The organism is Rhodococcus sp. SB1D, from assembly GCF_048573875.1.
Lineage (GTDB): Bacteria > Actinomycetota > Actinomycetes > Mycobacteriales > Mycobacteriaceae > Rhodococcus_F > Rhodococcus_F qingshengii.
This window is the reverse complement of the sequence record NZ_JBMAIQ010000001.1, coordinates 299,038-322,215: the sequence shown is the minus strand read 5'-3', so window position 1 is coordinate 322,215 and position 23,178 is coordinate 299,038. Positions and strand designations below refer to the sequence as shown.

Genomic DNA, 23,178 nt, shown 5'->3' with positions numbered 1-23,178 from the left:
GAGTAAGATAAGGATCGTCCAACGCCCCAACACCGAGAAACAGCTGGTGATCATGACCAAGCAAGACAGTGTTGCCCCCGACAAGAGCGCTCAGCGCAGCGAATCGGGCGCGCAGCGCGGCGGCGCCAAGGGTGCGCCCCGCGACACGTCCGCCGTCGGCCTGAACCCGATCAAACGCGACGCCATGGGCGCAGCCATGCGTGTGCTTACCAAGATCACCGGTTCGGAACTGGCCGAGAAGTTCAATCTGCGTCAGACCATCGATCGCGTGACCTACGAGGGCACCAAGACGGGCTTCAAAACCCTGGGTGCCGCCACTCGAGGATTCCAGAAGGTCTCGGGCAACGGCGCACCCAAGCGCCTGCCCGACAACCCGAGCAAGAACGCCGACTACTTCGATCTGACCCCCGACGACGACCAGAAGATGATCGTCGAGACCGTGCGCGAGTTCGCGGCCGAGATCCTGCGTCCCGCAGCGCACGACGCCGACGGCGCAGCGCAGGCACCAGCCGATCTCTCCAAGCGCGCAGCCGAGCTCGGCATCACGCTGATCAACGTTCCCGAAGAACTCGACGGAGCAGCTGCCGATCGCGGCGCGGTCACCAATTCTCTTGTTGCCGAGGCACTTGCGCACGGGGACATGGGGCTTGCACTTCCGATCCTCGCACCCAGCGGCGTTGCGGTCGCACTGACGCAGTGGGGCACCGACGCGCAGCAGAAGACCTACCTTCCGGCCTTCACCGGCGAGCAGGTCCCCGGCGCAGCAGTGGTGGTCAACGAACCACGCGCACTGTTCGATCCGTTTGCCCTGCAGACCAAGGCAGTTCGCTCCCCCAGCGGCTACAAGCTCAACGGCGTCAAGAGCTTGGTGCCCGCCGCGGCTACGTCCGAACTCTTCGTCATCGCCGCAGAACTCGACGGCAAGCCCTCCTTCTTCATCGTCGAATCCGACACCAAGGGACTCGTCGTCGAAGCAGATCCCAGCATGGGTCTGCGCGCCGCAGGCCTGGGTCGCCTGATCCTCACCGATGTCGCTGTGTCGGAGTCCGCACTGCTCGGCGACGGTGACGCCGAGCAGCGTAAGGCCGAATACGCCGACGCGATTCGCCTGGCTCGACTCGGTTGGGCGTCCATGGCCGTCGGCACCAGCCAGGCAGTTCTCGACTACGTGATTCCGTACGTCAACGAGCGCGAAGCGTTCGGCGAGCCGATCAGCCACCGCCAGGCGGTTGCCTTCATGGTCGCCAACATCGGCATCGAACTCGACGGACTGCGCCTGGTCACGCTTCGGGGCGCTTCACGCGCCGAGCAGGGCTTGTCCTTCGCTCGCGAATCCGCTCTGGCCCGGAAGCTGGCTTCCGAGAAGGGCATGCAGATCGGCCTCGACGGTGTGCAACTCCTCGGTGGACACGGGTTCACCAAGGAACACCCGGTCGAGCGCTGGTACCGCGACCTCCGTGCCATCGGCGTTGCCGAGGGCATCGTCCTCATCTGACGCCGCTGAACTTCCAGGAGAACCACGATGATCAACCTCGAACTTCCCAAGAAGCTCAAAGCATCAGCGAACCAGGCACATCAGGTCGCGGCGCAGATCTTCCGACCCATTTCACGTAAGTACGATCTCGCTGAGCACGAGTATCCCGTCGAGCTCGACACCATGGCCGCCATGGTCGAAGGCCTCTCCGATTCCGGTGGAGACATCGGCGGTGCCAGCGGCGGACGGTCCGACGCGAGCGCCAAGGGTGGCAACGCCAACGGCGGCAACATGTCTGCGCTCCTCAACTCGCTCGAAACGTCTTGGGGCGACGTCGGACTCATGCTCTCGATCCCCTACCAGGGGCTCGGCAACGCCGCGATCGCCGCAGTGTCAACCGACGAACAGCTCGAACGTTTCGGTAAGGTGTGGGCCTCGATGGCCATCACCGAACCGAGTTTCGGTTCCGACTCCGCCGCAGTGACCACCACCGCCGTTCTCGACGGCGACGAGTGGGTTCTCAACGGCGAGAAGATCTTCGTCACCGCCGGTGAGCGTTCGACGCACATCGTCGTGTGGGCGTCGGTCGACAAGTCGAAGGGCCGAGCGGCCATCAAGTCGTTCGTCGTTCCGCGTGACGCACCGGGCCTGAGCGTTGCCCGCCTCGAGCACAAGCTGGGCATCAAGGCCTCCGACACCGCAGTACTCCTGCTCCAGGATTGCCGCATTCCCGCGGACAACATCCTCGGCAGCCCGGAGGTCAACGTGGAGCAGGGCTTTGCCGGCGTCATGCAGACGTTCGACAACACCCGGCCCCTCGTTGCAGCCATGGCAGTCGGCGTCGGACGCGCAGCTCTCGAAGAACTGCGCGGCATCCTGACCGAAGCCGGTGTCGAGATCTCCTACGACACACCGGTCTACAACCAGCATGCAGCTGCAGCCGAGTTCATCCGTTTGGAAGCCGACTGGGAAGCCGCGTACCTGCTGTCTCTGCGCGCGGCGTGGATGGCCGACAACAAGAAGCCGAACTCGCTCGAAGCGTCCATGTCCAAGGCGAAGGCCGGCCGCACCGGCACCGACGTGACGCTCAAGGCAGTCGAGTTGGCCGGCACTTACGGCTACTCGCAGCGCCCGTTGCTCGAGAAGTGGGGCCGCGACTCGAAGATTCTCGACATCTTCGAGGGCACCCAGCAGATCCAGCAGCTGATCGTCGCACGCCGCCTGCTCGGAAAGTCGTCCGCCGAACTGAAGTGACGGTCGCACGGACCAGATCCCGAAACACTCCGCCCCGCCACCTTTCGAGGTGGCGGGGCGGAGTGCTCGGTCGCCATCGTGAAACTTCACCACCGAAACCTGATTGCGCATTAGTGTGTAATCAGTCCTACAACGACGCTCGGAAGAGGTTCACGTATGCCCGGATTGGTCACCAAGGTCACTGACACCATCGGCGCGGCGGGGGTCATGTTCCGAGCCGGACTCGTCCCGTTCCCTCGCCTCGATCGCGGACTCAAATCCATTGCAGCCGTGGACAAGTACGGACCCTTCGCCGGGCCGGTCCATGCACACGCCGAGAACGGCTACGACGCGGTGGCGATCATCGACGAGCGCGGCCCCATCACCTATGCCGAGCTCGAGCGTCAGAGCAACGCGTTGGTCCGGGCGTGGCAGGCCGACGGCATCACCTCCGACTCCGTCATGGGTGCGATGTGCCGTAACCATCGAGGCTTGGTCCTGACCATGCTGGCGGCAGCAAAGAACGGAACGAAGCTCGTTCTCATGAACACGGGCTTCGCTCGGCCTCAACTCGTGGACGTCGCCGCGCGGGAGAAGGTGGTCGCCTTCGTCTACGACGACGAGTTCGCGGACATCGCCGATGCCTTGCCGGACGACGTCGTCGTCTATCGTTCCTGGCCAGAGGGCACGGCCGCTGACGGTTCCACGGCAGCCACTCTCGACGAGGCCATCGCCGGACGCACCACGTCGTCGGTGCCGGCACCCGAGAAGAACGGTGGCTTCGTCCTCCTCACCAGCGGCACAACGGGAACTCCCAAGGGTGCGCCGCGTGGCCACACCTCCCCTCTCGCGTCGGCGCAGTTCCTCGACCGCGTGCCGTTGCGCCGCGGACAGACAATGATGATGGCGGCCCCCGCCTTCCACGGAACCGGTGTCTCGCAGTTCGCTCTCGCGTTGGCGCTCGGCCAGACCGTCGTCATGCATCGAAAGTTCGATCCGGAGAACACGATCAAGCTTGTCGCCCAGTACAAGTGCGACAGTCTGGTCGTGGTCCCGACGATGCTCACTCGCATCATCGACCTCGGTCCCGACGTGCTGTCCAAGTACGACACGTCGAACCTGAAGATCATCTTCTCGGCAGGTTCGTCACTCTCACCCGACCTGTGCAAGCGAGTCACGGCCTCGTTCGGGTACGTCCTCTACAACCTGTACGGATCCACCGAGGTCGCAGTGGCCACGGTCGCGACTCCCGAGGATCTGACCATTGCGCCGGGAACCGCGGGCCGCGCTCCGGTGACCTGTCACGTCGAACTGTTCGACGAGAACAACAAGAAGATCACCACCCCACACACGATCGGCAGGATCTTCGTCGCCAGCGGGCTGAGCTTCGAGGGATACACCGACGGGCGCGACAAGGAACGTATCGACGGACTTCTCTCGACCGGCGACGTCGGACACTTCGACGCCAACGGCCTCCTCTTCGTCGACGGCCGCGACGACGACATGATCGTCTCCGGTGGCGAGAACGTCTACCCGCTCGAAGTCGAGAACCTGCTCGCCGATCGAGAGGACGTCTTGGAAGCGGCAGTCATCGGAGTCGAGGACGCCGACTTCGGGCACCGCCTGCGAGCTTTTGTCGTCGTCGCCCACGGCGCCGACCAGAACTCCGACGAGCTGAAGGATCACGTCCGGTCGAATCTCGCGCGCTACAAGGTTCCCCGCGAGATCGTCTTCATCGACGAACTTCCCCGCAACGCCACCGGAAAGCTGTTGCGCCGCGTCCTGATCGAGATGGAGATCAGCGAAGACTGAGCACAGTCACAAAGCGCTGAGCGTGCGGATCAATTCCGCCTCGTCGACGCGAGTCGAGTGCCCGTCGCGGAGCACGACCTCGCCCGCAACCAACACCGTGTCCACTATCTGACGACTGCCCGTCGTGAGAATGGACGCACCCGGATCTCGCACCGGGAGGCAACCGAAGTCGCGTTCGAACCGAATCATGGTGAGGTCGGCGGGATCGCCCACGGAGATCCCGCCGGACCTGGCCGGCAGACCGAGTGCTGCGTTTGCACCGCCGGATGCGATGTCGATCATGGCTTCGAAGCCGAGCAGGTCGGCACGGCCGCGCGCGGCTCGCTGCACATAGGCGCCGGTGCGCAGCGTCTCGAGCATGTCCTGAGTATCGTTGCTGGCTGCGCCGTCCACACCCAACCCCACCGCGATCCCCGCGTCGAGGAAACTCGGGACGGGCGCGATTCCGCTACCGAGCCGCATGTTGCTGACGGGGTTGTACGACACTCCGACGCCGCGCTCCGCCAGCACCTTCTGACCACGGTCGTCGAGTTCGACGCAGTGGACCGCCAGCACCCGGTCCCACAAGAACCCATGGGAATCCAGGTAGTCGACCGCGTTCATGCCCGCGTGTTCGGTACACATCGTGTTGTCGGTCTGCGTCTCGAGCAGGTGAATCGAGACCGTCAGGTCGCGAGCCTGCGCGAACTCACGCACTTCCGACATCCCCTCCGGGGTCAGCGAACGCGGGTTCGGTACCGCGACTGCCACGTCAATGCGGGAACCGGCGACGTCCCGCATCATCTGATCCGTATGTGCGAGAACGTCTCCGAGTGGTTGCATGAGCCGCGGATCGAAGCCCCACTTCCTCGTCTTGTCCGCCCGGTCTGCGGTTCCGCGTCCCAGTACGGCACGAATCCCGGTGTCGTGCAACGCCCGGATCACGGCATCGTGAACCTCGCGGGACGGGTGCGGCCACATGTGTTCGACCAGGGTGGTCGTACCGCTGCGCAATGCCTCCAGCGAGGCTGCGACAGTGGCCGCGTATGCGCGCTCGGGAGTGATCTGAACCGACTCTTCTGCGACCGCGAGTAGCCATTCGAGAAGCGGTGCCCCTTCGGCGATCCCACGCATCAGTGACTGCTGAAGGTGCGTATGGGTGTTGACGAACCCAGGGATCAGATACGCCCCCGATCCGTCCACACTTCCAGGTGTGGCGGTGCCGGTCGACTTCTCGATCGATTCGACCACCCCATTCGAGACGACGACGTCGTGGCCGGTCAGCCATTGCCCGCCGCTGTACAACGTCACGTCCCGGATGATCACGTCGGTCATGTTCTTGGGCGCGGTAGTCATCGCCAGTTCTCCTGAAAGTGTGTGACGGAACGGATACGGATCAACGCGCGAAGTTCGCGCGTACTCGCTGGTCGATGTAGTCCTCGGCAGTGATCGGCGGGTACTTGCCCGCCGGCCCCTCGATGGTCACGTCGCGGTTCGCCTGAGCGAAGAACGCGAGGCTGTAGCGGGCTCCCCGATAGTCGGTGACTCCGGGACTCTTGACTCGATGAAAATTCGACGGCAGGACGTCATCACTCCATCTCATCAGCATGTCGCCGATGTTGCAGGTGATTGCTTCCTCAGCCGGCACCACCGACGTCCATTCCTGGGTGTCCATCTCCTTGCCCGGGCACAGTTGCAAGCCGCCCTGACCGTCACGCTGGAAAAGCAATGTCAGGCAATCGAAATCGGTGTGTGCTCCGGCACGCCACATCCCTTCGACATCTGCGTCGGCGGCAAGGGGGAAGTAGTGGAGTAGTCGCAGCGTGCTCTGGTAGGTGTCCACCGACGGGTCATGTGCCCTGGTGAAGAAGTCTCGTTCGAATCCCAGCTTCTCGGCGAAGCACGACAACAGGTCCATCGCAATGCCCCAGCACTTGGCTTCGAAGTCCAGGATCGTTTCGCGGAATCCGCCCAATTCGTCTGCAGTGGGCCACAGATCACCCATATGCGGGCGGGTCACCTGATAGGACTCTTTCTGATCAGGTGTTCCGATGGACGGACGCACCTGCGTCATGCTCTCCCAGCCGGAGTTGAAACCCTTCTTGAGCGGATACTGCGCTTTGACCTCAGTGGGCAGTGCAAAGAATCGCTCGGCCGCCGCGAAGGCCTCGCGGACCTGGTCCAGATCGATCCCGTGATTGACGATTTGGAAGAATCCGATGTCGGTTGCTGCCGACCACAACTCCTCGGCGATCTCGCTGCGCCGGTTCTCGAAATCCGAGAGATCGATTCTTCGGACCTCGCGGTCGGTGGTCTCCGTGCCCAGGCCACCCATGCGGGTCTCGCGGTTGAGTTCTGTCATGTCGTAAGTCATTTGCTGTCAGCTCCTTCAGCGGATTCCGATGGACCGATCGGTGAACTTGTCGGTGTAGATCTCTTCTGCAGTCAATGACTGCGGTATCGCCGCACCCCCGGCGTTCAGGATGGGCTTCAGTTCTTCGACGGTGTGAGCGACTCGCGTCATGTCGAACGTGCCGACGGATCCGTCCGCCTCGTTCGCGATCAGGCCCTTCTCTTTCAAGAGTTGGGCACTGAACGCTGCTTCACCCTCGGTGTAGGGAGAGAACGACACGTCCTGCGAGACGACGTCGACAATGGCAGCATTCGCCGTATCCGGTGCAGTGATGTAGTCCGCGGTGGCCTGCTGAATGATCGGAACCAGCTTGCTCAAACACGGGGAGAGTGTCTCGACCTTGTCGGCACGAACGGAAACATTGGACGCGTAGATGTCGAAACCCGAATCTTTCAGCAGGTCATAGGAAACCGGCTTGTCCCACGCCGGCGTCTCCTTCTCGTACGTGTACGGTTCCGAATTCGCGAATCCTTGCTGAGCGATGGTCGGGTCACCGACAAATCGCGAGGGAGCTCCGTCGTAGCTCGTGTCGAGCTGAGACTGCTTCAGTAGGCCTTTCGCCACGAGCCACTGCGGAAACAGTTGCTCCTTGGAAACGACGACACTCGCGTCGGACTTGCCGATATCGGCAACACTCGCCCATTCCGGATGAGACTCTTTGTCCCACATGAGGATTGCCGGGCTGTACTTGAGCAATGGCGTGACGGCCACAACGGGCTGACTTGCCGCTGCCGCGATCACCTGATCGCCGTGCACCAAGCCGAGAGTGATCGAATCGTCGACGTACATCTGGGAGCTGACGGATTGGAACCCGATTGCCGGTCCCCCGGCCCGCAAGGTCAAGTCGACTCCGGTGTCCTTCCCTCCGGCGACAAGAGTCCCACTGACGGACTTGTCGTCGGTGTCGACCGAATAGCCGGGACCAAGCATCTCGAAGAGCGCCCCCATATCCGACTGTGGCTGCCATTGGAGTTGAACCACAACGTTTTCCGGACAGAGACCCGCTAGGTTCTGAGCCTCGGCAGCTGGTTCGAGAGATTCAGCCTTGGCCGTCTCAGCCTCACTGGAGCTGCACGCAGTCAATCCGATGGCTGCACACATGGCCAGTGCCGCGCCCGCCGCTCCCACACTTCTGCGATTGGAATGCACCTTGCGATTTGAATACACAGCGTCTCCTTCGTGAAAACAATTGGGATGTGGGCGAACCAGGAAGGGTGATCCGATGAGCACACTCTGCAGCACGTGGATTACATGCAATCGACTCGTTGTTTCCATCAGGTAACGTGCGCCAGGATTCTCGCTTCACCTGCAATGTCACCTCACATTTACATTCAGCAACCTAGGCGACATACATGCAATTCAAGATGGTTCATACATATTGAACAACTTTTGCATGCATTATCGAACCGGAGGCTCAGATGGAACTCGCGAACACGATGCAGGATGCCGACGCTCGCAAGCTCACCGCACCGATGCAGATGGTCTTTTCCGATGTCGTCAAGAAGTTCGATACCGGCACTGTCGCGCTGGACGGCATCGATCTGAACGTGGAGCGAGGAGACTTCGTCGCCGTGGTCGGACCCTCCGGCTGCGGCAAGTCGACTTTGTTGCGCATGGCGGCCGGCCTCGAGCGACCGACCAGCGGCGCGGTTGCCCTCGACACCGAATCAGTTGGCTTCATCTTCCAGGAGCCGACTCTCCTCCCCTGGCGAACCGTGCAGGCCAACGTCGAATTGTCCGCCGAACTCGGTGGCGGCGACAAAGCAGCCCGAAAGTTGCGCGCCGACGAGGCAATTCGCGCAGTGGGCCTGGCGGACTTTGCGAAACAACTGCCCAACGCGTTGTCGGGCGGAATGAAGATGCGCGTCTCGTTGGCACGTGCGCTCACCCTCGCACCTGCTGTGATGCTGCTCGACGAACCTTTCGGTGCTCTCGACGAGATGACACGACTGGAGATGCAGGTAGAGCTGCAAAGGCTCTACACCGACAAGGGGTTCACCTCGATGTTCATCACGCACTCGGTATCCGAGGCCGTGTACCTCGCAAACAAGGTGGTCGTCATGACCGCCCGGCCCGGACGAATCCATTCGGTCGTGGACATCGATTTCCCGTACCCGCGTAGCCCGGAACTGCGCTACGACGCCCGATACACCGAACACGTCGCCGAGATCTCGGCCAGTCTCCATGGGAGCTCACGATGACCGAAGTCCTTGCAGTGCAACAGGGCACCACCGCACGCAATTCCGCCGTTCGCACTGATTCTGCGACCGCCGCGCGAGCACAGTCACAGCCCGGACGGCCCTCGCGAATGAGAGCGCTCGGCACCTTCCTTCTCTATCCGCTGCTCTCACTTGCCGGCGCGGTCGCAGCGTGGTCGATCGTCAGCTACCTCGTTCTCTCCCCGGAACGTCGATTTCTCCTTCCGCCGCCGAGTCAAGTACTGACAAAGTCGCTACTCGACTGGAAACACCTCTCTCCCATGCTCGAAGCCCTCGCAGTGACGGCACAGGTAGCACTGGTCGGCTTCGTGGTCGCGGTGGCAGTCGGCGTCGGAACCGGCGTGCTGATGAGCCAGGCCAAGTGGATCGAGCGGATCGTCTATCCCTATGCCGTTGTGCTGCAGGTCATTCCCATCCTCGCCATCGTCCCCCTCATCGGGCTCTGGTTCGGCTACGGTATGACCGCGCGTACCCTGGTGTGTGTTCTCATCGCAGCCTTCCCGATCATCACCAACACACACTTCGGATTGCAATCGGTCGATCGCGGACTGCACGAACTGTTCACCCTCGGCCGCGCGTCCCGTTGGGATCGATTGGTGAAACTCGAACTGCGAGCGGCAATGCCGGCTATTCTCACCGGCATCCGCACCGCCTCCGGCCTTGTTGTCGTCGGTGCCATCATCGGCGACATGTTCTTCGCCAAAGGACAACCCGGGATCGGAACGCTGCTCGACGTCTACCGAAGCCGCCTTCAGTCCGAGGATCTGATCGCCGCGATCGTGATCGCGTCGGTGTTCGGTGTCCTCGTCTTCTCTGCCTTTGGATTCCTCTCACGTGTGCTCGTCGGTAAGTGGCACACGTCCGGCCGCAAGGACTTTAAATGACCCACGAAACTCCTGTCTTCGAAATCCCTACGATCGATATCAGCCCGTACCTCCGCGGCGAGGCAGCGGTTGCAAACGCCACCAACAGCACTGCCTGTGCGGAAGTGGCAGCTCAACTCGATCGCGCGTGCCGGGAGGTCGGATTCATACAGATTGTCGGACACAGCATTCCACGATCGGCGACCGAAGGACTGGCCGACGCTCTCGACGAGTTCTTTGCTCTCCCACTGACGGTGAAGAACAACTATCGCCGTCCCTCGTCCGAGAACCGCGGCTACTCACCACCGAAATCGGAATCACTCAGCATGAGCCTGGGCGTCGCCGCTGCGAACCAGATGAACGATTTCTACGAAGCAATAGTCGTGGGCACAGAGGTGAGCCACTATCCGGGCGTCGACCTACCCGAGTCCAGCTACGCCGCCAACACCTGGCCCGTGGCCGCGCCCGGATTCCGACCGGCAATCGAAGAGTATTTCCGTCATGCCCAGGGCTTGGCACGAATCCTGATGTGCGCCTTTACCGACGCTCTCGGATTGCAGCCCGGGTACTTCGATTCGATGCTCGACCATTCGATCGACGCGATGAAGATGAACAACTACGCACTGCCCGAGGGCGAGATCCGCATCTCCGGCGACATGACGGGAATGGGCGCTCACACCGACTTCGGAATCTTGACCATCCTGTGGGCAGATCGAGTTCCGGGTCTTCAAGTTCTGAGTGCCGACGGCGTATGGCACGACGTCCAACCTGCCGACGGCGCACTCTTGATCAACCTCGGCGACGCGATGGCACGCTGGACGAACGACCGATGGCGCTCGACAGTGCACCGAGTCGACCCACCTATCGTCGATGGTCAGATCATCCGACGTCGCTCTGCCGCATTCTTTTTCGACGGGAACTACGACGCCGTCATCGAAGCACTGCCAGGGACTCTCACACCGGGCGAAGTGGGATACCCGCCGATCACGATCGCTGAGAACATCGCGGCCAAAGTGGCCGGACTGAAAGGCGCGACGGCGCCCGAGGTCGACAGTCGCAGCGCTGACCGGGTGCGCGCCGCTGGATAGCGCTCCCGGGTACCGTCGACATCGTGCAGGATCGAAGTGAGGACAAGATGACCACCACCGAACGAGCTTTACTCACCGAGTCCGTGCACGAGACGCTTCGCGAACTGATCTTTTCGGGCGAGCTGGCGCCGGGGACACCACTGAGTGTTCCCGCGCTGGCGAGCAAGCTCAATGTCAGTCGAACGCCGGTCCGCGAGGCCGTGCAGCAGTTGATCTACGAGGGCATCGCCGTCCACACACGGAATGCGGGTGCAAAAGTCGATTCGCTGGACGCGGAGTCTCTGCGCGCGGTCTTCGAGGTGCGTGAGGTACTCGACGGTCTCGCGGCGTTCAACGCGACGGCCAATGCCACGCACGAAACCGTGTCACAGCTGAACAAGATGGTGCAGGTGCAACGCGAACTTCTCGAGAGCCCGCCGGATCAGCGTCGGGATTCGAAGCTCGACCTCGAGTTCCACACCTTGATTCGTGAGACTGCATGCAATCACCCGCTCAGCGAAGCCCTGCATCGTCTGGATGGTCAGTCACACCTCTACCGTTCGGACATGTGGAGCCTCGAGCTCAATCGGCGGATCGCCGTCACCGAGCACGCACGTATAGTCGCGGCCATCGAATCGGGTGACGCCTTGGGGGCGAGGACTGCCGCGAGCGCACACGTAGCCGGGCTACTCGTCCGAACAACCCGGACCTGAAGCTTTACCGAAATGACGGAAACAGCGTGTCAGGCCAGGTGATGTCGCCGTCGTTCTCGTCCACGAACGTACCGACACAGTCGCGCCCCAAAGCGCTGATCGCTCCCGAGATGACCTCTGGATGCTCGAGCTCGGTGAGGTGGTCTCCTCCGGTTCCGGCCCCGGGAACGCCATCGACGTACACCCGGCACTGGCCCCCGTCCAACCGACCGTCCGCCCACTCGCCCGAACTCTGCACCACCGAATAGTAGGCAGATCCAGGAGTGTCCTCACCGGCATTGAGCTTGGTGAGAACTTCGGAGAACATGCAGGTGTCGTAACCGTCGGCAGGGCCTCGTACGCAGCCACCGGGGCTACCGTACTGTGGCGCACCGATGGCGACGAATGAATCCACTACTTCGGAGCCACCGAGGAACTTCGCGTAGTACCGGGAGCTCAGTCCACCCGCACTGTGCGCGATCACCCCGACGGAGTCAGCGCCGGTAGCGTAGGAGCGAATCGAATCCGCAATCAGCTCGGCGTCGGCCGCAATCATCTTGCCGGGTGCGTCGACGAAGTGTGTCTCGTAGCCCGCAGCGCTCAGTGCCTTGTCGAGGGCGCGGTAGGTCGCCTGGTGCGTTTCTCCCGAGTTGTAGAGCTGCTGCCCCGGAACGATGAAGACCACGCGCTTCGCATCGGTGATCCGCCCACCGGCGGCAGCGCTTCCTGCCGAGAACGCCAGAGCGGTGGTCACCAGCGAAGTAGTCACCGCCATCGCCAAGAGAATCTTCGAGAGTCGCACGTCGCCACCCTACGACGGCTGCGCACAAAAAAGGACCGCCGCACTGGATTCCAGTGCGGCGGTCCTTTTCTAGTAGCGGGGACAGGATTTGAACCTGCGACCTCTGGGTTATGAGCCCAGCGAGCTACCGAGCTGCTCCACCCCGCGATGCATGGACAAAGTTACACGAGCAGGTGAACGGAACGCAAATCGCCTGCGCTGGAGCGAAATACACGCCTGAAAGTCGAAGAATCGGGTGACTGGGTTCACAAAATGCCCGTGAGCATCAACACATAACAAGCATGTAACGAACGTACGTCGAAACGGCATCGGAAAGGCTCTACCAGCACAAACGCTAAAATTTTGGGTCGAGAGCAGACCAGACAGTCCGGAAAATTGCGAATCGACCCTCGTTCGACGCTCCCGTACGGTCGGTCCCGGCCCGAATCAACCGGGCGAACGCCGACCCGCCGCTGCTCCACTCTGCCCCGCGGGATCGGAACCCCCGAAACCTTCGAGGGGCAGAGACACGGAGAGACAAGCGCCCGGGAAAGTCAGCATCATCGCCGACCCGCAGGCCCGCCGATGTCAGCAAGCGCGGAGAGGATTTACCCCGACATGACGTACACCAGCATCAGCAAGCGTGCATTCGGCACATTGGCAGTAGCCGGCGCACTTGTCGCAGTGCCCCTCACCATGAGCACCGGCACCGCTTCCGCAGCCACCCACAACTGGGACGGCGTCGCACAGTGCGAGAGCGGTGGCGACTGGAACATCAACACCGGAAACGGCTACTACGGCGGCCTGCAGTTCTCGCAGAGCACCTGGACCGCCAACGGTGGCACCGGCTCGCCCGCCAACGCTTCCAAGGAAGAGCAGATCCGCGTCGCCGAGAACACCCTGCAGAGCCAGGGCCCCGGCGCATGGCCCGTCTGCGGCCAGCGTCTGACCGTCGCGAGCGAGCCTGCAGTCGAAGAAGCTCCCGCCGCAGCGCCGGCTCCCGTCGCCGAGGCACCCGCAGTTGCTCCCGCCATCGAGATCCCGGCCGAGCTCAAGCCCGCCGCACAGCAGGCTTACGACACCGCTCGTGACCTCGCCGGCCAGTACGGCTTCGCCGCACAGTTCCAGCAGCTCTCCGATGCCAACGCACCGATCGTTGCAGCACTGCGCTGATTCAGCTCGTACAGCTTCACCTGAGAACACAAGAAGGCCCGCCATCCGATCGGATGGCGGGCCTTCTGTGACTCACGAACGAGGTCGACTAACTGGGCGGCAGCGCCTGGTAAGCGTCAACCGCCTTCTGCAGGCGATCCAGCGCGGCTCCGTAACCACTGAAGTCACCAGTCTGTTGCGCAGACTTCAATGCATCCATGGCAGCGTTGACCTCTGCCAGAGCCTTCGACACATCTTCCGATGATGCCGGACCTGTAGGCGTCGTCGGCGCCGTCGGCGCGGGGGTGGTCCCGGTTCCCGCCGGCGGTTCCGTCGTGGCAGTTCCACCCGGTGCGGTGGCAGCACCCGCGGCTCCACCATTGTCGAAGACCTGATCGAGCGCCTCGGCCAACGTGGATGCGTAACCGACACGAACCCTGCTGCCAGCCTTCGCAGACTCCTGGTAACTCACCAGAACTCGGGAAAGCTGCGGGAACGAAGTCGTTGTGTTACTTCGCTCGGTATACATGGGTTCGACGTAGAGAATTCCACCCTCTGCGATCGGCAAGGCCAACTGGTTGCCGTATCGGATCGTGTTGGTTCTCTCCAGCAGTGCCTTCTCCGAGCCCACGCGAGCATCCGAGATCATCGAGTTCTGCGACTGTGACGGACCCTGCGTCTGTTTGTTGACGGGCAACTGCAGAACAGTGATCTTGCCGTAGTCCTTCGGATCCGAATTCACGGTGATGTAAGCCGACAGGAAGTCTCGCTGGAATCCCACCATCGGACTTGTGAGCCGGAACGACGGCGCGCCGGTTTCCTGGTCCCCCACCATCACGTAGTACGGCGGTTCATTTTCCTTCGAATTCTCCACCGTCGGCTCGTTGGGCACCGACCAGAAAGCGTTGTTGGTGAAGAACTCGGTCGGATTGTCGACGTGGTACTTCGCCAACATTTCCCGCTGAACCTTGAACAGGTCTTCGGGATAGCGGAAGTGTGCCCGCAGATCGTCCGAGATATCACTCTGCGGCTTGACCGTGTCCGGGAACACACCCTTCCACGCATTGAGTACCGGGTCGTTGTCGTCGACCTGATAGAGCGTCACGGTGCCGTCGTAGGCATCGACGGTTGCCTTGACCGAGTTGCGGATGTACGAGACTTCCTTCTTCGGCAACAAACGACCGGTCGTTGCATCCACACTGTCCGCGACCAGTCCGTCCAGCGAACTGCGCTGTGCGTACGGGTAGTTCTCCAGCGTGGTGTACGCATCGACGATCCAGACGATCTTGCCGTCGACTGCGGCCGGGTACGCATCTCCGTCAGTGGTCAACCACGGAGCAACCTGACCGACGCGATCGCGAGGATCACGGTTGTAGATGATCTTGGAATCCGAACCGACGGCACCCGAGAAGAGAATGTTCCTCTCCGTGTACTTCGCCGCGAAAGCCAAGCGATTGACCCAGTTTCCGATGGAGACGCCGCCGGAACCGGTGTAGGTGTACTTGGTCTGCTCCGTGTCGTATTCGCGAGCTTCCGAACCACCGGCACCACCGACGATTGCGTAGTCGTCAGCGCCTTGACCGATGACCTCGCCGTAGTAGATGCGCGGTTGATCGACCTTGATGACCTGTGTTCCCGCGTCCTGCGAGGCGATGTCGCTGACCGTGTAGATCGGGTAGCCCGCATTGTTGTTGTTCGCGTTGTCCTTCGTCGGGTCCAGGACCGGCGCAGTGATCTTGTTCGCCGGAGCGGCCACCAAGCCGTCGCCGTGGGTGTAGACCGTGTGCTTGTTGATCCAGTCCGTCTGGTTTCCCTGCAGGTTGTTCGGTGAGATCTCACGCGCCGCCACGATGTAGTCGCGCATCTCACCGTCGATGTCGTAGCGATCGATGTCGAGCGAGGGCGGGAACCCGTAGAAGTTCTGACGCTGTTGCTGCTGGGTGAAAGTGGGCGACAGAATGTTCGGATCGAGGAGACGAGCATTGGCAATAGTGGTGACGTCTGCCGGCACCTCGCGCGGAATTGCGTCGCCGTCACCCGAGTAAGGCTGATATGTGACCTTGTCGTCCGTGATTCCGTAGGCCTGCCTGGTGGCCGCGATGTTCCGCTCGATGTACGTACTCTCCTTGTCCGCCGCGTTGGGCTTGACGGAGAACTGCTCGACGATCATCGGCCAGACTGCGCCTACGAGCACGGACGAGAGAACCAGCAGAGCAACGGCCATAGCCGGGATACGAAGGTCGCGGGTGAAGATCGCAGCGAAGAAAGCCAAAGCACAGATGATCGCGATGGACATCAATATCAGCTTTGCCGGGAGCACAGCCATGATGTCCGTGTACCCCGGGCCGGTGAACGTCGGCTCTTTACGGCCGCTCGAAAGCAACGAGTAGCGATCGAGCCAGTAGGCGACGGCCTTCAACAGCACGAAAGTGCCGGCCAGAACAGCCAACTGCACACGAGCGGCGGTAGTGAACGTCCCCGCTCGTCCGGCCAATTTGATTCCACCGAAAACGTAGTGGGTGATCAGATTTGCCACGAAAGCCAGCAGGATCGAGACGAACAACCAGTTGAGAACGAAACGGTAGAACGGCAGATCGAACGTGTAGAAGCTGACGTCCATGTTGAACTGCGGATCGGTGATACCGAATGCCTGGCCGTTGAGGAACAACTGGATAGTGACCCAGTTGGCCTGCGCGATGAGACCGGACAGGATGCCGATCGCTACCGGAATGATCACGCCGAACAGACGAAGACGCGACATAACGGTGGTGCGGTAGCGCGCGATCGGATCATTGGGCCCGGAGACAGGGACGAACACCGGGCGTGCGCGGTACGCGAGAAGCATCGCGAGCCACACGATGGCGCCGACGACAATTCCGACGACCAGGAAGAGCACGAATCGCGTCAGCAGAACCTTGGTGAAGACACCGCGGAAGCCGACTTCGCCGAACCACAACCAGTCCGTGTACATGCCGATCAGTCGCGGCCCCACGAGCAGCAAGGCCGCCACTACGACAGCCACCACCAACAAGATTCGACTGCGTCTGGACAGAGAGGGTAAACCTGCGGGGGGCCGCATGCCCACGTGCCACGCTCCAAGATTTGGCGACGCCGTGGCGTCGCAACCGATTGCATCGATCACTGCGGCCACGCCCGAGTGGACTTGGCCGTTTCCGACCACTCTACGTAACAACGGTCACGGGTTGACAACACGGAGAGCGGGGAGCCGGACAGAAGGTGGGAGGATGAACGTGTGAGTGAAGAGAATATGAGCAGATCACCGAGTGCCCTCGCCCGGTGCGTTCATGAAGTTGTCGACCACATCGACGCCGAAGGCTGGGATCAGCCGCCGAAGCTGTACGCGTTGGTACCCACCGAAATGCTCGCCGCGGCCGAACCCGGACTGCTCGACCAACTCGCCGAGGGCGCCGAATACACACCGATCGAACAGGAATCGCTTCCCGAGGACATCATCGGCGGTTCACGGGCACTCGACGAGTTCCTGGCGACGACGCATTGGCCCGAGTCCGTGCAGGGTTGCATCCTGGTGCAGGAGATCGTCGTCCTGCCGCCCGAGGCGGAATCGGATCTCGACCACGCCACGGCGCCGGTGTTGACCGATCAGCACGCGGCGGACGAGGTCGCGCGGCTGACGGCCAACGCGCATCCCGATCGACGCGAGGCTCGACTGTTCGTCGGCGTGCTCCGTGACGGTCCCTCGCTGTCGCTCCTACAGATGCGTCCCGACGAGGATGCGGATCCGTACGGTGACTTGGAACTGCTCACCTACGACGGTCTTGCACCTCACCTCGTGCACGCCCTGTACGCGACGCTCGACGAGGTCGAAGAAGACTGACAGAGTCGTCGGCGGCCAGGCAGCTTTCAGCAGCGGGGTGCGTCGCCGCCCGTGTTGAGGCTCTCGAGTGAGTCCACTGCGCCGGGCAGGTTGTCGACCTTGACGAGTCGAAGCCCGTCCGGCGCATTCTGTTTCGCCTCGTCACAGTTCTGGGCCGGCACGAGGAAGGTCTCAGCACCGGCTTCGGACGCGGCGATCAACTTGTACCTGATGCCGCCGATCGGACCGACCTCGCCGTCGGAGTCGATGGTGCCCGTTCCGGCTACGAACTTTCCGCCGTTGAGCTCCCCCGGAGTCAGCTTGTCGACCAAGGCCAGTGTGAACATCAGTCCGGCAGAAGGACCGCCGATGTCGGCGAGATTGAACTGCACGGTGAAGGGAACGTCCGGGACCTCGCTTGGTGTGACGCCGAGGTAACCCGATTCGGGCTTGTTGGGCCGCGCCCCGACGGTGACCGGCACAACGGTCTCCACACCCTCACGAAGGACGGTGACGTCGATCGCGGTGCCGGGCGCGATCGCACCGACCGTGTCCTGAACGCCGGTGATGGTGGTTACCGGAGTGTCGCCGATCTTGACCAGGACGTCGCCTTCTTGCAGGGCACCCGCAGCGGGACCGTCCGGAGTCACCTTCGAAACAGTCAGTGCCACCGGCTTGCCGAGAAAGTGCAGTGCCGCCAACTCGGCACTGTCCTCGGATTGCTGGAAGTCGGCCGTGTTGGCCTGCTGAATCTCTTCCTTCGACTTCTCGGGCGGATAGATCTCCGAGCGAGGGACGAGTCCGTTGCTGCCACTCGCCCACAGTCCGAACGCTTCGAAGATGTTGAGGCCGTCGCGAACCGACACCGTTGTCATGTTGAGGTTGCCGTCGGTGGGATCGACCTCGGTCCCCTGGATGTCCACGACGGGCTTACCGTCGACGTCGCCGAGCGTGTTGAAGGTGGGGCCCGGACCGAGTGCGACATAAGGAACAGTGACCATTGTTCCGACGACTCCCAACACGACGATGGGTGCGAGTGCGGCCAAGAGCGTCACTATCCGTCGATTCACCTGATCCAGAGTAAAGCGCGAAGGCTCCGGAGCACCGATCGCACCGCCTGAGCGCCGTGCGTGTTCGCCGTCAGCGTGACTCGGAGGGCGACTCCGACCGCTCGAGCCTTGTACCGTTGAGGTATGAGCAATATGCCGTTCGGCTTCTCCAACTCCGACGACGATCCCGATCGCGACAAGAACGCGGCGGGTGGCAATCCGTTCGGGGGTGGTGACATGCCGTTCGGGTTCGGCGCGGGCGGTGAGGGATTCGATCCGGCTCAGCTCGGCCAGATGCTCACCCAGTTCGGGCAGATGCTGAGCGGAATGGGCTCGTCGATGGGCCAGGGCGGTACGTCCGGCCCGGTCAACTACGACATCGCCAAGAAGCTGGCACGCCAACAGATCGGATCGGTCACACCGATCACCGAGGGCAACGTCAAGGCGATCGCCGACGCCGCGCACCTGGCCGAGATGTGGCTGGACGCCGCGACAACGCTCCCTGCCGGAGCGAGCCGCACTCTTGCGTGGACTCCGAACGACTGGCTCGACAACACGATCGACACGTGGAAGCGACTCTGTGATCCGGTGGCCGAGAAGGTAGCGGGCATGTGGGTCCAGGGTCTTCCGGCCGAAGCACAGCAGATGGCTGGCCCGATGCTGGGCATGCTCGGCCAGATGGGCGGACTCGCGTTCGGCTCGCAATTGGGCCAGGCACTCGGCCAACTGTCCACCGAGGTGCTCTCCTCCACTGACATCGGCCTGCCCCTCGGCCCCGAAGGCACCGCGGCCCTTCTCCCGGCTGCGGTTCAGGCTTTCAGTGAGGGTCTCGAACAGCCGCATCAGGAAGTTCTGGTCTTCCTCGCCGCGCGGGAAGCCGCTCATCAGCGCCTTTACAGTCACGTTCCGTGGCTGCGCCAGCGTGTTCTCGCGACAGTGGAGGAATACGCCCGCGGAATCACCATGGACTTCTCGGCGATGGAAGAATTCGCCAAGGACCTCGATCCATCCGCTCTCACCGATCCGAGCAAGCTCGAAGCGCTGATGCAGCAGGGCACGTTCGAGCCGCAGAACACACCGGAGCAGAAAGCCGCTCTCGAACGTCTCGAGACTCTGCTTGCGCTGGTCGAGGGTTGGGTGGAGACGGTCGTCACCGCCGCACTCGGCGAGCGACTGCCTGGTGTTGCCGCGATGAGTGAGACGTTGCGGCGTCGCCGCGCTACCGGCGGCCCCGCCGAACAGACCTTTGCGACGCTGGTCGGACTCGAACTTCGTCCTCGCAAGGTCCGTGAAGCGGCCGGTTTGTGGCAGAAGCTCACTGCGGAAGCCGGTATGGACGTTCGCGACGGCGTCTGGTCGCATCCCGACCTGATGCCCGATTCGAGCGATCTCGACGCACCGGACGGATTTGTCGCCCGTGTCCTCGGCGCCGGCGAAGCCGGTAATTTCGACGACCCGATAGCCCAGCTCGAAGCCGTCGTGGCAAAAGAGCGCGCGGCCGAGGAAGCGATGGACAAGACCCGCGAGGACGACGAAGAGAAGTAATCTCTTCTCGACACATTTTCGCAGATCAGCCGCGATGACGGCCTGTGGATAACTGCCGCTGACGTGGACTCGCCGAGGGCCCGTCGTGCCAGCATCGAATGATGACCGGTCACACGCACGACGACACCAGACAAGACAGCACTTCACAGCGATCCGCGGGACCCCGATGGGACCCGCGGATTGCTGTTCTGTCCCGCCCGGACGGTCGACTGCAGCTGGGATGGACCCCCGGACGTGCCGTCGTGCTGATTCTGCCTGTCGGGGTCGACGATCGCGCGGTGAAGTCGATCCTGCGCAAAATGGACGGCTCGAGATCCCGCGCAAACATCCTCTGGGAAGCGTCGAGGCGCGGGATTCCCACATCCGTGACGGAGGAGTTGCTCGAGCAACTCGCCGGTTCCGGTTTCGTCCACACTGCCCGCAGAAGCACCGCGACGGTCCGGATTCACGGTGTCGGTCCGCTCTCTGACGCCATCGAGCGCGCACTGGTCACCGGCGGGGTCAGCACGCGTCGCTCGCGCGGGTATCGCAACACCGACGTCGTGCGCACGTGGAACGAACAACTGGTGGTCCTGAGCGACGACGTCGTAACTGATCCTCGTCTGGTCAGCGATCTCGTTCGCTGCGGATTCCCCCACCTTTCCGTCCGCATCCGCGACGGCAACGGTGTGGTCGGGCCTCTTGTCCTGCCTGGTCAGTCGAGTTGCCTGCGGTGCGCCGACATCCTCCGATCCGAACTCGACCCTCATTGGCTTCATCTGTCCGCGCAGCTACTCGGCAGCGCAGGCCACGCGGAATCGGCGATGATCCATGCAAGTGTCGCGCTGGCCCTGGCCGAGATCGACTCCGCATTATCCGAGACAGCGGCGACGCATGCGGCCAGTCTGTCGTCGACGCTCGAGATCGCGCTCCGTCCGTATCGGATCACAACCAGGCGCTGGCCTCGGCAAATATCCTGCAGTTGCCAATACCTGGCACCTGTTTCGGGCAAAGGACGCCCCAGTCAGACATGATGGTGTGGTGTCCGAGATCCCACGCAAGAGTTCTGCCCGTACTGCCAAACTCGCGAGCATCCCCCTGGGGATGGCCGGTCGCGCCGCCATGGGCTTCGGACGCAAGCTCGCCGGCGGCGACAAAGGCGAGATCGACGCGCAGTTGAGCGCGAAGGCGGCCGAGCAACTGTTCGCGGTGCTGGGCGAACTCAAGGGCGGCGCGATGAAGCTGGGCCAAGCGCTCAGCGTCATGGAGGCGGCAATTCCGGAGGAATTCGCCGAACCGTACCGCGAGTCGCTGAACAAGCTTCAGGCCGCTGCCCCACCGCTGCCGACCAAGCAAGTACACAAGATGCTCGACCAGCAACTCGGAACCAAGTGGCGCGACCGATTCCAGTCGTTCGACGATGAACCGACCGCGTCGGCAAGCATCGGGCAGGTTCATCGAGCCGTCTGGGCGGACGGCCGCGACGTAGCCGTGAAAGTTCAGTACCCCGGCGCCGACGAAGCTCTACGCGCCGATCTCAAGACCCTGGGCAGATTTGCCGGTCTCTTCGGTTCGGTCATGCCCGGTGTCGACGTGCGGCCCGTGATCGAGGAGTTCACCGCGCGCACGGAGGAAGAACTCGACTATCGGATCGAGGCGAACAATCAGCGAGCTTTTGCCAAAGAGTTCGACGGAGATCCCCAATTCGTGATCCCGCACGTCGTGGCGAGCGCGCCAAAAGTGGTCGTGACCGAATGGATGACGGCAACCCCGTTGACCAGAATCATCGAGAGTGGAACGCCGGAGCAGCGCAATGCGGCCGGTGCACTACTCGCCGAATTCCACTTCGCGTCTCCGGCCCGTGTCGGATTGCTCCACTGTGACCCGCACCCCGGCAATTTCATGCTTCTCGAGGACGGCCGACTCGGCGTCATCGACTTCGGTGCTGCTGCGCCGTTCCCGAACGGACTGCCACGGGTTCTCGGCACGATGGTGCGCTTGGCTGTCGAGGAACAATTCGACGAGTTGACGGAGTTGTTGCGCGCCAACGGTTTCGTGATCCCCGGACGCACGGTGACCGACAAGGAGATCGCGGATTACCTGCGACCCTTCACCGACCCGATCCAGACCGAGTCATTTCACTTCACTCGGGCATGGCTGCAAAAGGCCGCCGGAACCGCCACTGACTTCAACAGTGCGCAGTTCCGAACGGCCCGTGCACTCAACCTTCCGGCCGAGTATTTGATGATCTTCCGTGTTCTTCTCGGTTCGGTCGGCATATGCGCCCAGTTGGACGCATATGCCCCGTACATGGAAATCCTGACTCGTTGGTTGCCAGGGTTTGCGGAGCCGGTTCTGGATGACACCGGCTCCGCCGAATAAGACACCGGCTCCGCCGAATAGGGCTCTCACGCGCACACAAGTTGCTTGCGTGGGCGCCCTCTCGGTCTCTTGCGCGCTATGACGGCCCCCTGATCGAGGATCTCGCCGCCCCACACCCCCCATGGCTCGGCGCGGTCGAGAGCCGCACTGAGACAACGGGAACGGATGGGGCACTGCGCGCACAGTGCCTTGGCCTGCTCGAGTTCGGCCGGAGCTTCGGCGAACCAGAGATCGGGGTTGGATGCCCGGCACGGCAAGTCGCGGCGGGTGGACGCGACCTCGATGAACGTGACTGCAGCCGAAGTGACGTCGGTGGAAGTTACTGCAGTGGTGGAGTTTTCGGATTCCACGCGGATTGTCTGGGCAGACAACTCGGTCTCCTAGTGCTCGGATGCGAAACTGTGTCGCACGATATGGGTTCGATGGGTGCGAACCTGAGCCGAGTCGGAAACCAGATGAAGAGGGCTATCCAACACAAAGGCCACGGTCCGCAGGGGCTGCGGGTCCGTGGCCGTAAGTGAACGGATGTGTCCTACCGAGAAATACCTCGATGGCTTAAGAACACGGACTCGACAGCTGCTTTCTTTGCTGCTGCTTGAGGGCGCAGGCGGAGCGCATGCTGCGCCCATCCCGCTGCACGCGGCAGCATGGGGGCGGCAACAGCGAACTTTGCGCTTGCGCACGCTTCGTAAGAGATCAAGTT

Annotated in this window: 19 protein-coding genes and 1 tRNA gene; 12 read left to right on the top strand and 8 right to left on the bottom strand. The window is 62.4% G+C overall.

Going from position 1 to position 23,178, the window contains the following annotated elements; genetic code table 11:
* Positions 1-46 precede the first annotated feature (46 nt).
* From ACN50D_RS01505 to ACN50D_RS01495, 3 genes are all read left to right on the top strand, one after another.
* Positions 47-1,495, top strand: a complete 1,449-nt coding sequence (locus tag ACN50D_RS01505; RefSeq protein ID WP_003942317.1) for an acyl-CoA dehydrogenase family protein — start codon at positions 47-49, stop codon at positions 1,493-1,495.
* 27 nt (positions 1,496-1,522) lie between these two features.
* Positions 1,523-2,728 (top strand): acyl-CoA dehydrogenase family protein, encoded by a 1,206-nt coding sequence (locus ACN50D_RS01500; protein ID WP_003942363.1) that lies wholly within the window; start codon positions 1,523-1,525, stop codon positions 2,726-2,728.
* A gap of 156 nt (positions 2,729-2,884) precedes the next feature.
* Positions 2,885-4,519: an acyl-CoA synthetase gene (locus tag ACN50D_RS01495; protein ID WP_003942348.1), complete on the top strand. Its 1,635-nt coding sequence runs from the start codon at positions 2,885-2,887 to the stop codon at positions 4,517-4,519.
* A gap of 6 nt (positions 4,520-4,525) precedes the next feature.
* Here the strand turns inward: ACN50D_RS01495 and ACN50D_RS01490 are convergent, their stop codons facing one another.
* The 3 genes from ACN50D_RS01490 to ACN50D_RS01480 are packed head-to-tail and all read right to left on the bottom strand — an operon-like array spanning position 4,526 to position 8,078.
* Positions 4,526-5,854: an amidohydrolase family protein gene (locus ACN50D_RS01490; RefSeq protein ID WP_162114273.1), complete on the bottom strand. Its 1,329-nt coding sequence runs from the start codon at positions 5,852-5,854 to the stop codon at positions 4,526-4,528.
* Between the two features lie 40 nt (positions 5,855-5,894).
* Positions 5,895-6,872 carry an isopenicillin N synthase family dioxygenase gene (locus ACN50D_RS01485; protein ID WP_003942293.1) on the bottom strand — a complete coding sequence of 326 codons (978 nt, stop codon included), beginning with the start codon at positions 6,870-6,872 and terminating at the stop codon, positions 5,895-5,897.
* Positions 6,873-6,887: 15 nt separating this feature from the next.
* On the bottom strand, positions 6,888-8,078 hold the full coding sequence (locus ACN50D_RS01480; protein ID WP_007731279.1) for a hypothetical protein: 1,191 nt from the start codon (positions 8,076-8,078) through the stop codon (positions 6,888-6,890).
* Positions 8,079-8,329: 251 nt separating this feature from the next.
* On the opposite strand from ACN50D_RS01480, the gene ACN50D_RS01475 reads away from it, so the two are divergent.
* The 4 genes from ACN50D_RS01475 to ACN50D_RS01460 are packed head-to-tail and all read left to right on the top strand — an operon-like array spanning position 8,330 to position 11,773.
* A complete protein-coding gene (locus ACN50D_RS01475) occupies positions 8,330-9,112 on the top strand; it encodes an ABC transporter ATP-binding protein (protein WP_003942349.1) in 783 nt (260 codons plus the stop codon).
* Positions 9,109-10,014 (top strand): ABC transporter permease, encoded by a 906-nt coding sequence (locus ACN50D_RS01470; RefSeq protein WP_007731277.1) that lies wholly within the window; start codon positions 9,109-9,111, stop codon positions 10,012-10,014. Before ACN50D_RS01475 ends, ACN50D_RS01470 begins: the two co-directional genes overlap by 4 nt.
* Positions 10,011-11,081 carry an isopenicillin N synthase family dioxygenase gene (locus ACN50D_RS01465; RefSeq protein WP_007731276.1) on the top strand — a complete coding sequence of 357 codons (1,071 nt, stop codon included), beginning with the start codon at positions 10,011-10,013 and terminating at the stop codon, positions 11,079-11,081. The genes ACN50D_RS01470 and ACN50D_RS01465 overlap by 4 nt, the downstream gene beginning before the upstream one ends.
* A 47-nt stretch (positions 11,082-11,128) precedes the next feature.
* Complete coding sequence (locus tag ACN50D_RS01460; protein ID WP_007731273.1) at positions 11,129-11,773, top strand: GntR family transcriptional regulator; 645 nt, start codon at positions 11,129-11,131, stop codon at positions 11,771-11,773.
* 4 nt (positions 11,774-11,777) lie between these two features.
* Here the strand turns inward: ACN50D_RS01460 and ACN50D_RS01455 are convergent, their stop codons facing one another.
* A complete protein-coding gene (locus ACN50D_RS01455; protein ID WP_007731272.1) occupies positions 11,778-12,554 on the bottom strand; it encodes an esterase/lipase family protein in 777 nt (258 codons plus the stop codon).
* A 73-nt stretch (positions 12,555-12,627) separates the two neighbouring features.
* Positions 12,628-12,701 (bottom strand) — tRNA-Met (locus tag ACN50D_RS01450).
* A 450-nt stretch (positions 12,702-13,151) separates the two neighbouring features.
* Between ACN50D_RS01450 and ACN50D_RS01445 the strand changes: the two genes are divergently transcribed.
* Positions 13,152-13,706 carry a transglycosylase family protein gene (locus ACN50D_RS01445; protein WP_003942299.1) on the top strand — a complete coding sequence of 185 codons (555 nt, stop codon included), beginning with the start codon at positions 13,152-13,154 and terminating at the stop codon, positions 13,704-13,706.
* An 88-nt stretch (positions 13,707-13,794) separates the two neighbouring features.
* On the opposite strand, the gene ACN50D_RS01440 is transcribed toward ACN50D_RS01445, so the two are convergent.
* Positions 13,795-16,770, bottom strand: a complete 2,976-nt coding sequence (locus tag ACN50D_RS01440) for a UPF0182 family protein (protein ID WP_030534991.1) — start codon at positions 16,768-16,770, stop codon at positions 13,795-13,797.
* A 168-nt stretch (positions 16,771-16,938) separates the two neighbouring features.
* On the opposite strand from ACN50D_RS01440, the gene ACN50D_RS01435 reads away from it, so the two are divergent.
* On the top strand, positions 16,939-17,541 hold the full coding sequence (locus ACN50D_RS01435; RefSeq protein WP_019747831.1) for a PPA1309 family protein: 603 nt from the start codon (positions 16,939-16,941) through the stop codon (positions 17,539-17,541).
* A gap of 26 nt (positions 17,542-17,567) precedes the next feature.
* On the opposite strand, the gene ACN50D_RS01430 is transcribed toward ACN50D_RS01435, so the two are convergent.
* Positions 17,568-18,590, bottom strand: coding sequence for a PDZ domain-containing protein (locus ACN50D_RS01430; protein ID WP_037130086.1), 1,023 nt, complete (start codon positions 18,588-18,590; stop codon positions 17,568-17,570).
* Between the two features lie 123 nt (positions 18,591-18,713).
* On the opposite strand from ACN50D_RS01430, the gene ACN50D_RS01425 reads away from it, so the two are divergent.
* The 3 genes from ACN50D_RS01425 (at position 18,714) to ACN50D_RS01415 (ending at position 22,475) form a co-directional block, all read left to right on the top strand.
* The gene (locus tag ACN50D_RS01425) at positions 18,714-20,114 is read left to right on the top strand and encodes a zinc-dependent metalloprotease (protein WP_003942352.1); all 1,401 of its coding nucleotides are present in this window, start codon (positions 18,714-18,716) and stop codon (positions 20,112-20,114) included.
* Between the two features lie 98 nt (positions 20,115-20,212).
* Complete coding sequence (locus ACN50D_RS01420; protein WP_210378316.1) at positions 20,213-21,127, top strand: hypothetical protein; 915 nt, start codon at positions 20,213-20,215, stop codon at positions 21,125-21,127.
* Between the two features lie 4 nt (positions 21,128-21,131).
* A complete protein-coding gene (locus ACN50D_RS01415) occupies positions 21,132-22,475 on the top strand; it encodes an ABC1 kinase family protein (protein WP_007731259.1) in 1,344 nt (447 codons plus the stop codon).
* 26 nt (positions 22,476-22,501) lie between these two features.
* On the opposite strand, the gene ACN50D_RS01410 is transcribed toward ACN50D_RS01415, so the two are convergent.
* The gene (locus ACN50D_RS01410; RefSeq protein ID WP_003942321.1) at positions 22,502-22,825 is read right to left on the bottom strand and encodes a WhiB family transcriptional regulator; all 324 of its coding nucleotides are present in this window, start codon (positions 22,823-22,825) and stop codon (positions 22,502-22,504) included.
* Between the last annotated feature and the right edge of the window lie 353 nt (positions 22,826-23,178).

Coding starts and splice junctions, on each gene's coding strand:
- ACN50D_RS01475 (WP_003942349.1), top strand. CDS start 8,330: ATGGAACTCGCGAACACGATGCAGGATGCCGACGCTCGCAAGCTCACC.
- ACN50D_RS01425 (WP_003942352.1), top strand. CDS start 18,714: ATGAGCAATATGCCGTTCGGCTTCTCCAACTCCGACGACGATCCCGAT.
- ACN50D_RS01420 (WP_210378316.1), top strand. CDS start 20,213: ATGATGACCGGTCACACGCACGACGACACCAGACAAGACAGCACTTCA.
- ACN50D_RS01465 (WP_007731276.1), top strand. CDS start 10,011: ATGACCCACGAAACTCCTGTCTTCGAAATCCCTACGATCGATATCAGC.
- ACN50D_RS01460 (WP_007731273.1), top strand. CDS start 11,129: ATGACCACCACCGAACGAGCTTTACTCACCGAGTCCGTGCACGAGACG.
- ACN50D_RS01490 (WP_162114273.1), bottom strand. CDS start 5,854: ATGACTACCGCGCCCAAGAACATGACCGACGTGATCATCCGGGACGTG.
- ACN50D_RS01470 (WP_007731277.1), top strand. CDS start 9,109: ATGACCGAAGTCCTTGCAGTGCAACAGGGCACCACCGCACGCAATTCC.
- ACN50D_RS01485 (WP_003942293.1), bottom strand. CDS start 6,872: ATGACTTACGACATGACAGAACTCAACCGCGAGACCCGCATGGGTGGC.
- ACN50D_RS01445 (WP_003942299.1), top strand. CDS start 13,152: ATGACGTACACCAGCATCAGCAAGCGTGCATTCGGCACATTGGCAGTA.
- ACN50D_RS01500 (WP_003942363.1), top strand. CDS start 1,523: ATGATCAACCTCGAACTTCCCAAGAAGCTCAAAGCATCAGCGAACCAG.
- ACN50D_RS01495 (WP_003942348.1), top strand. CDS start 2,885: ATGCCCGGATTGGTCACCAAGGTCACTGACACCATCGGCGCGGCGGGG.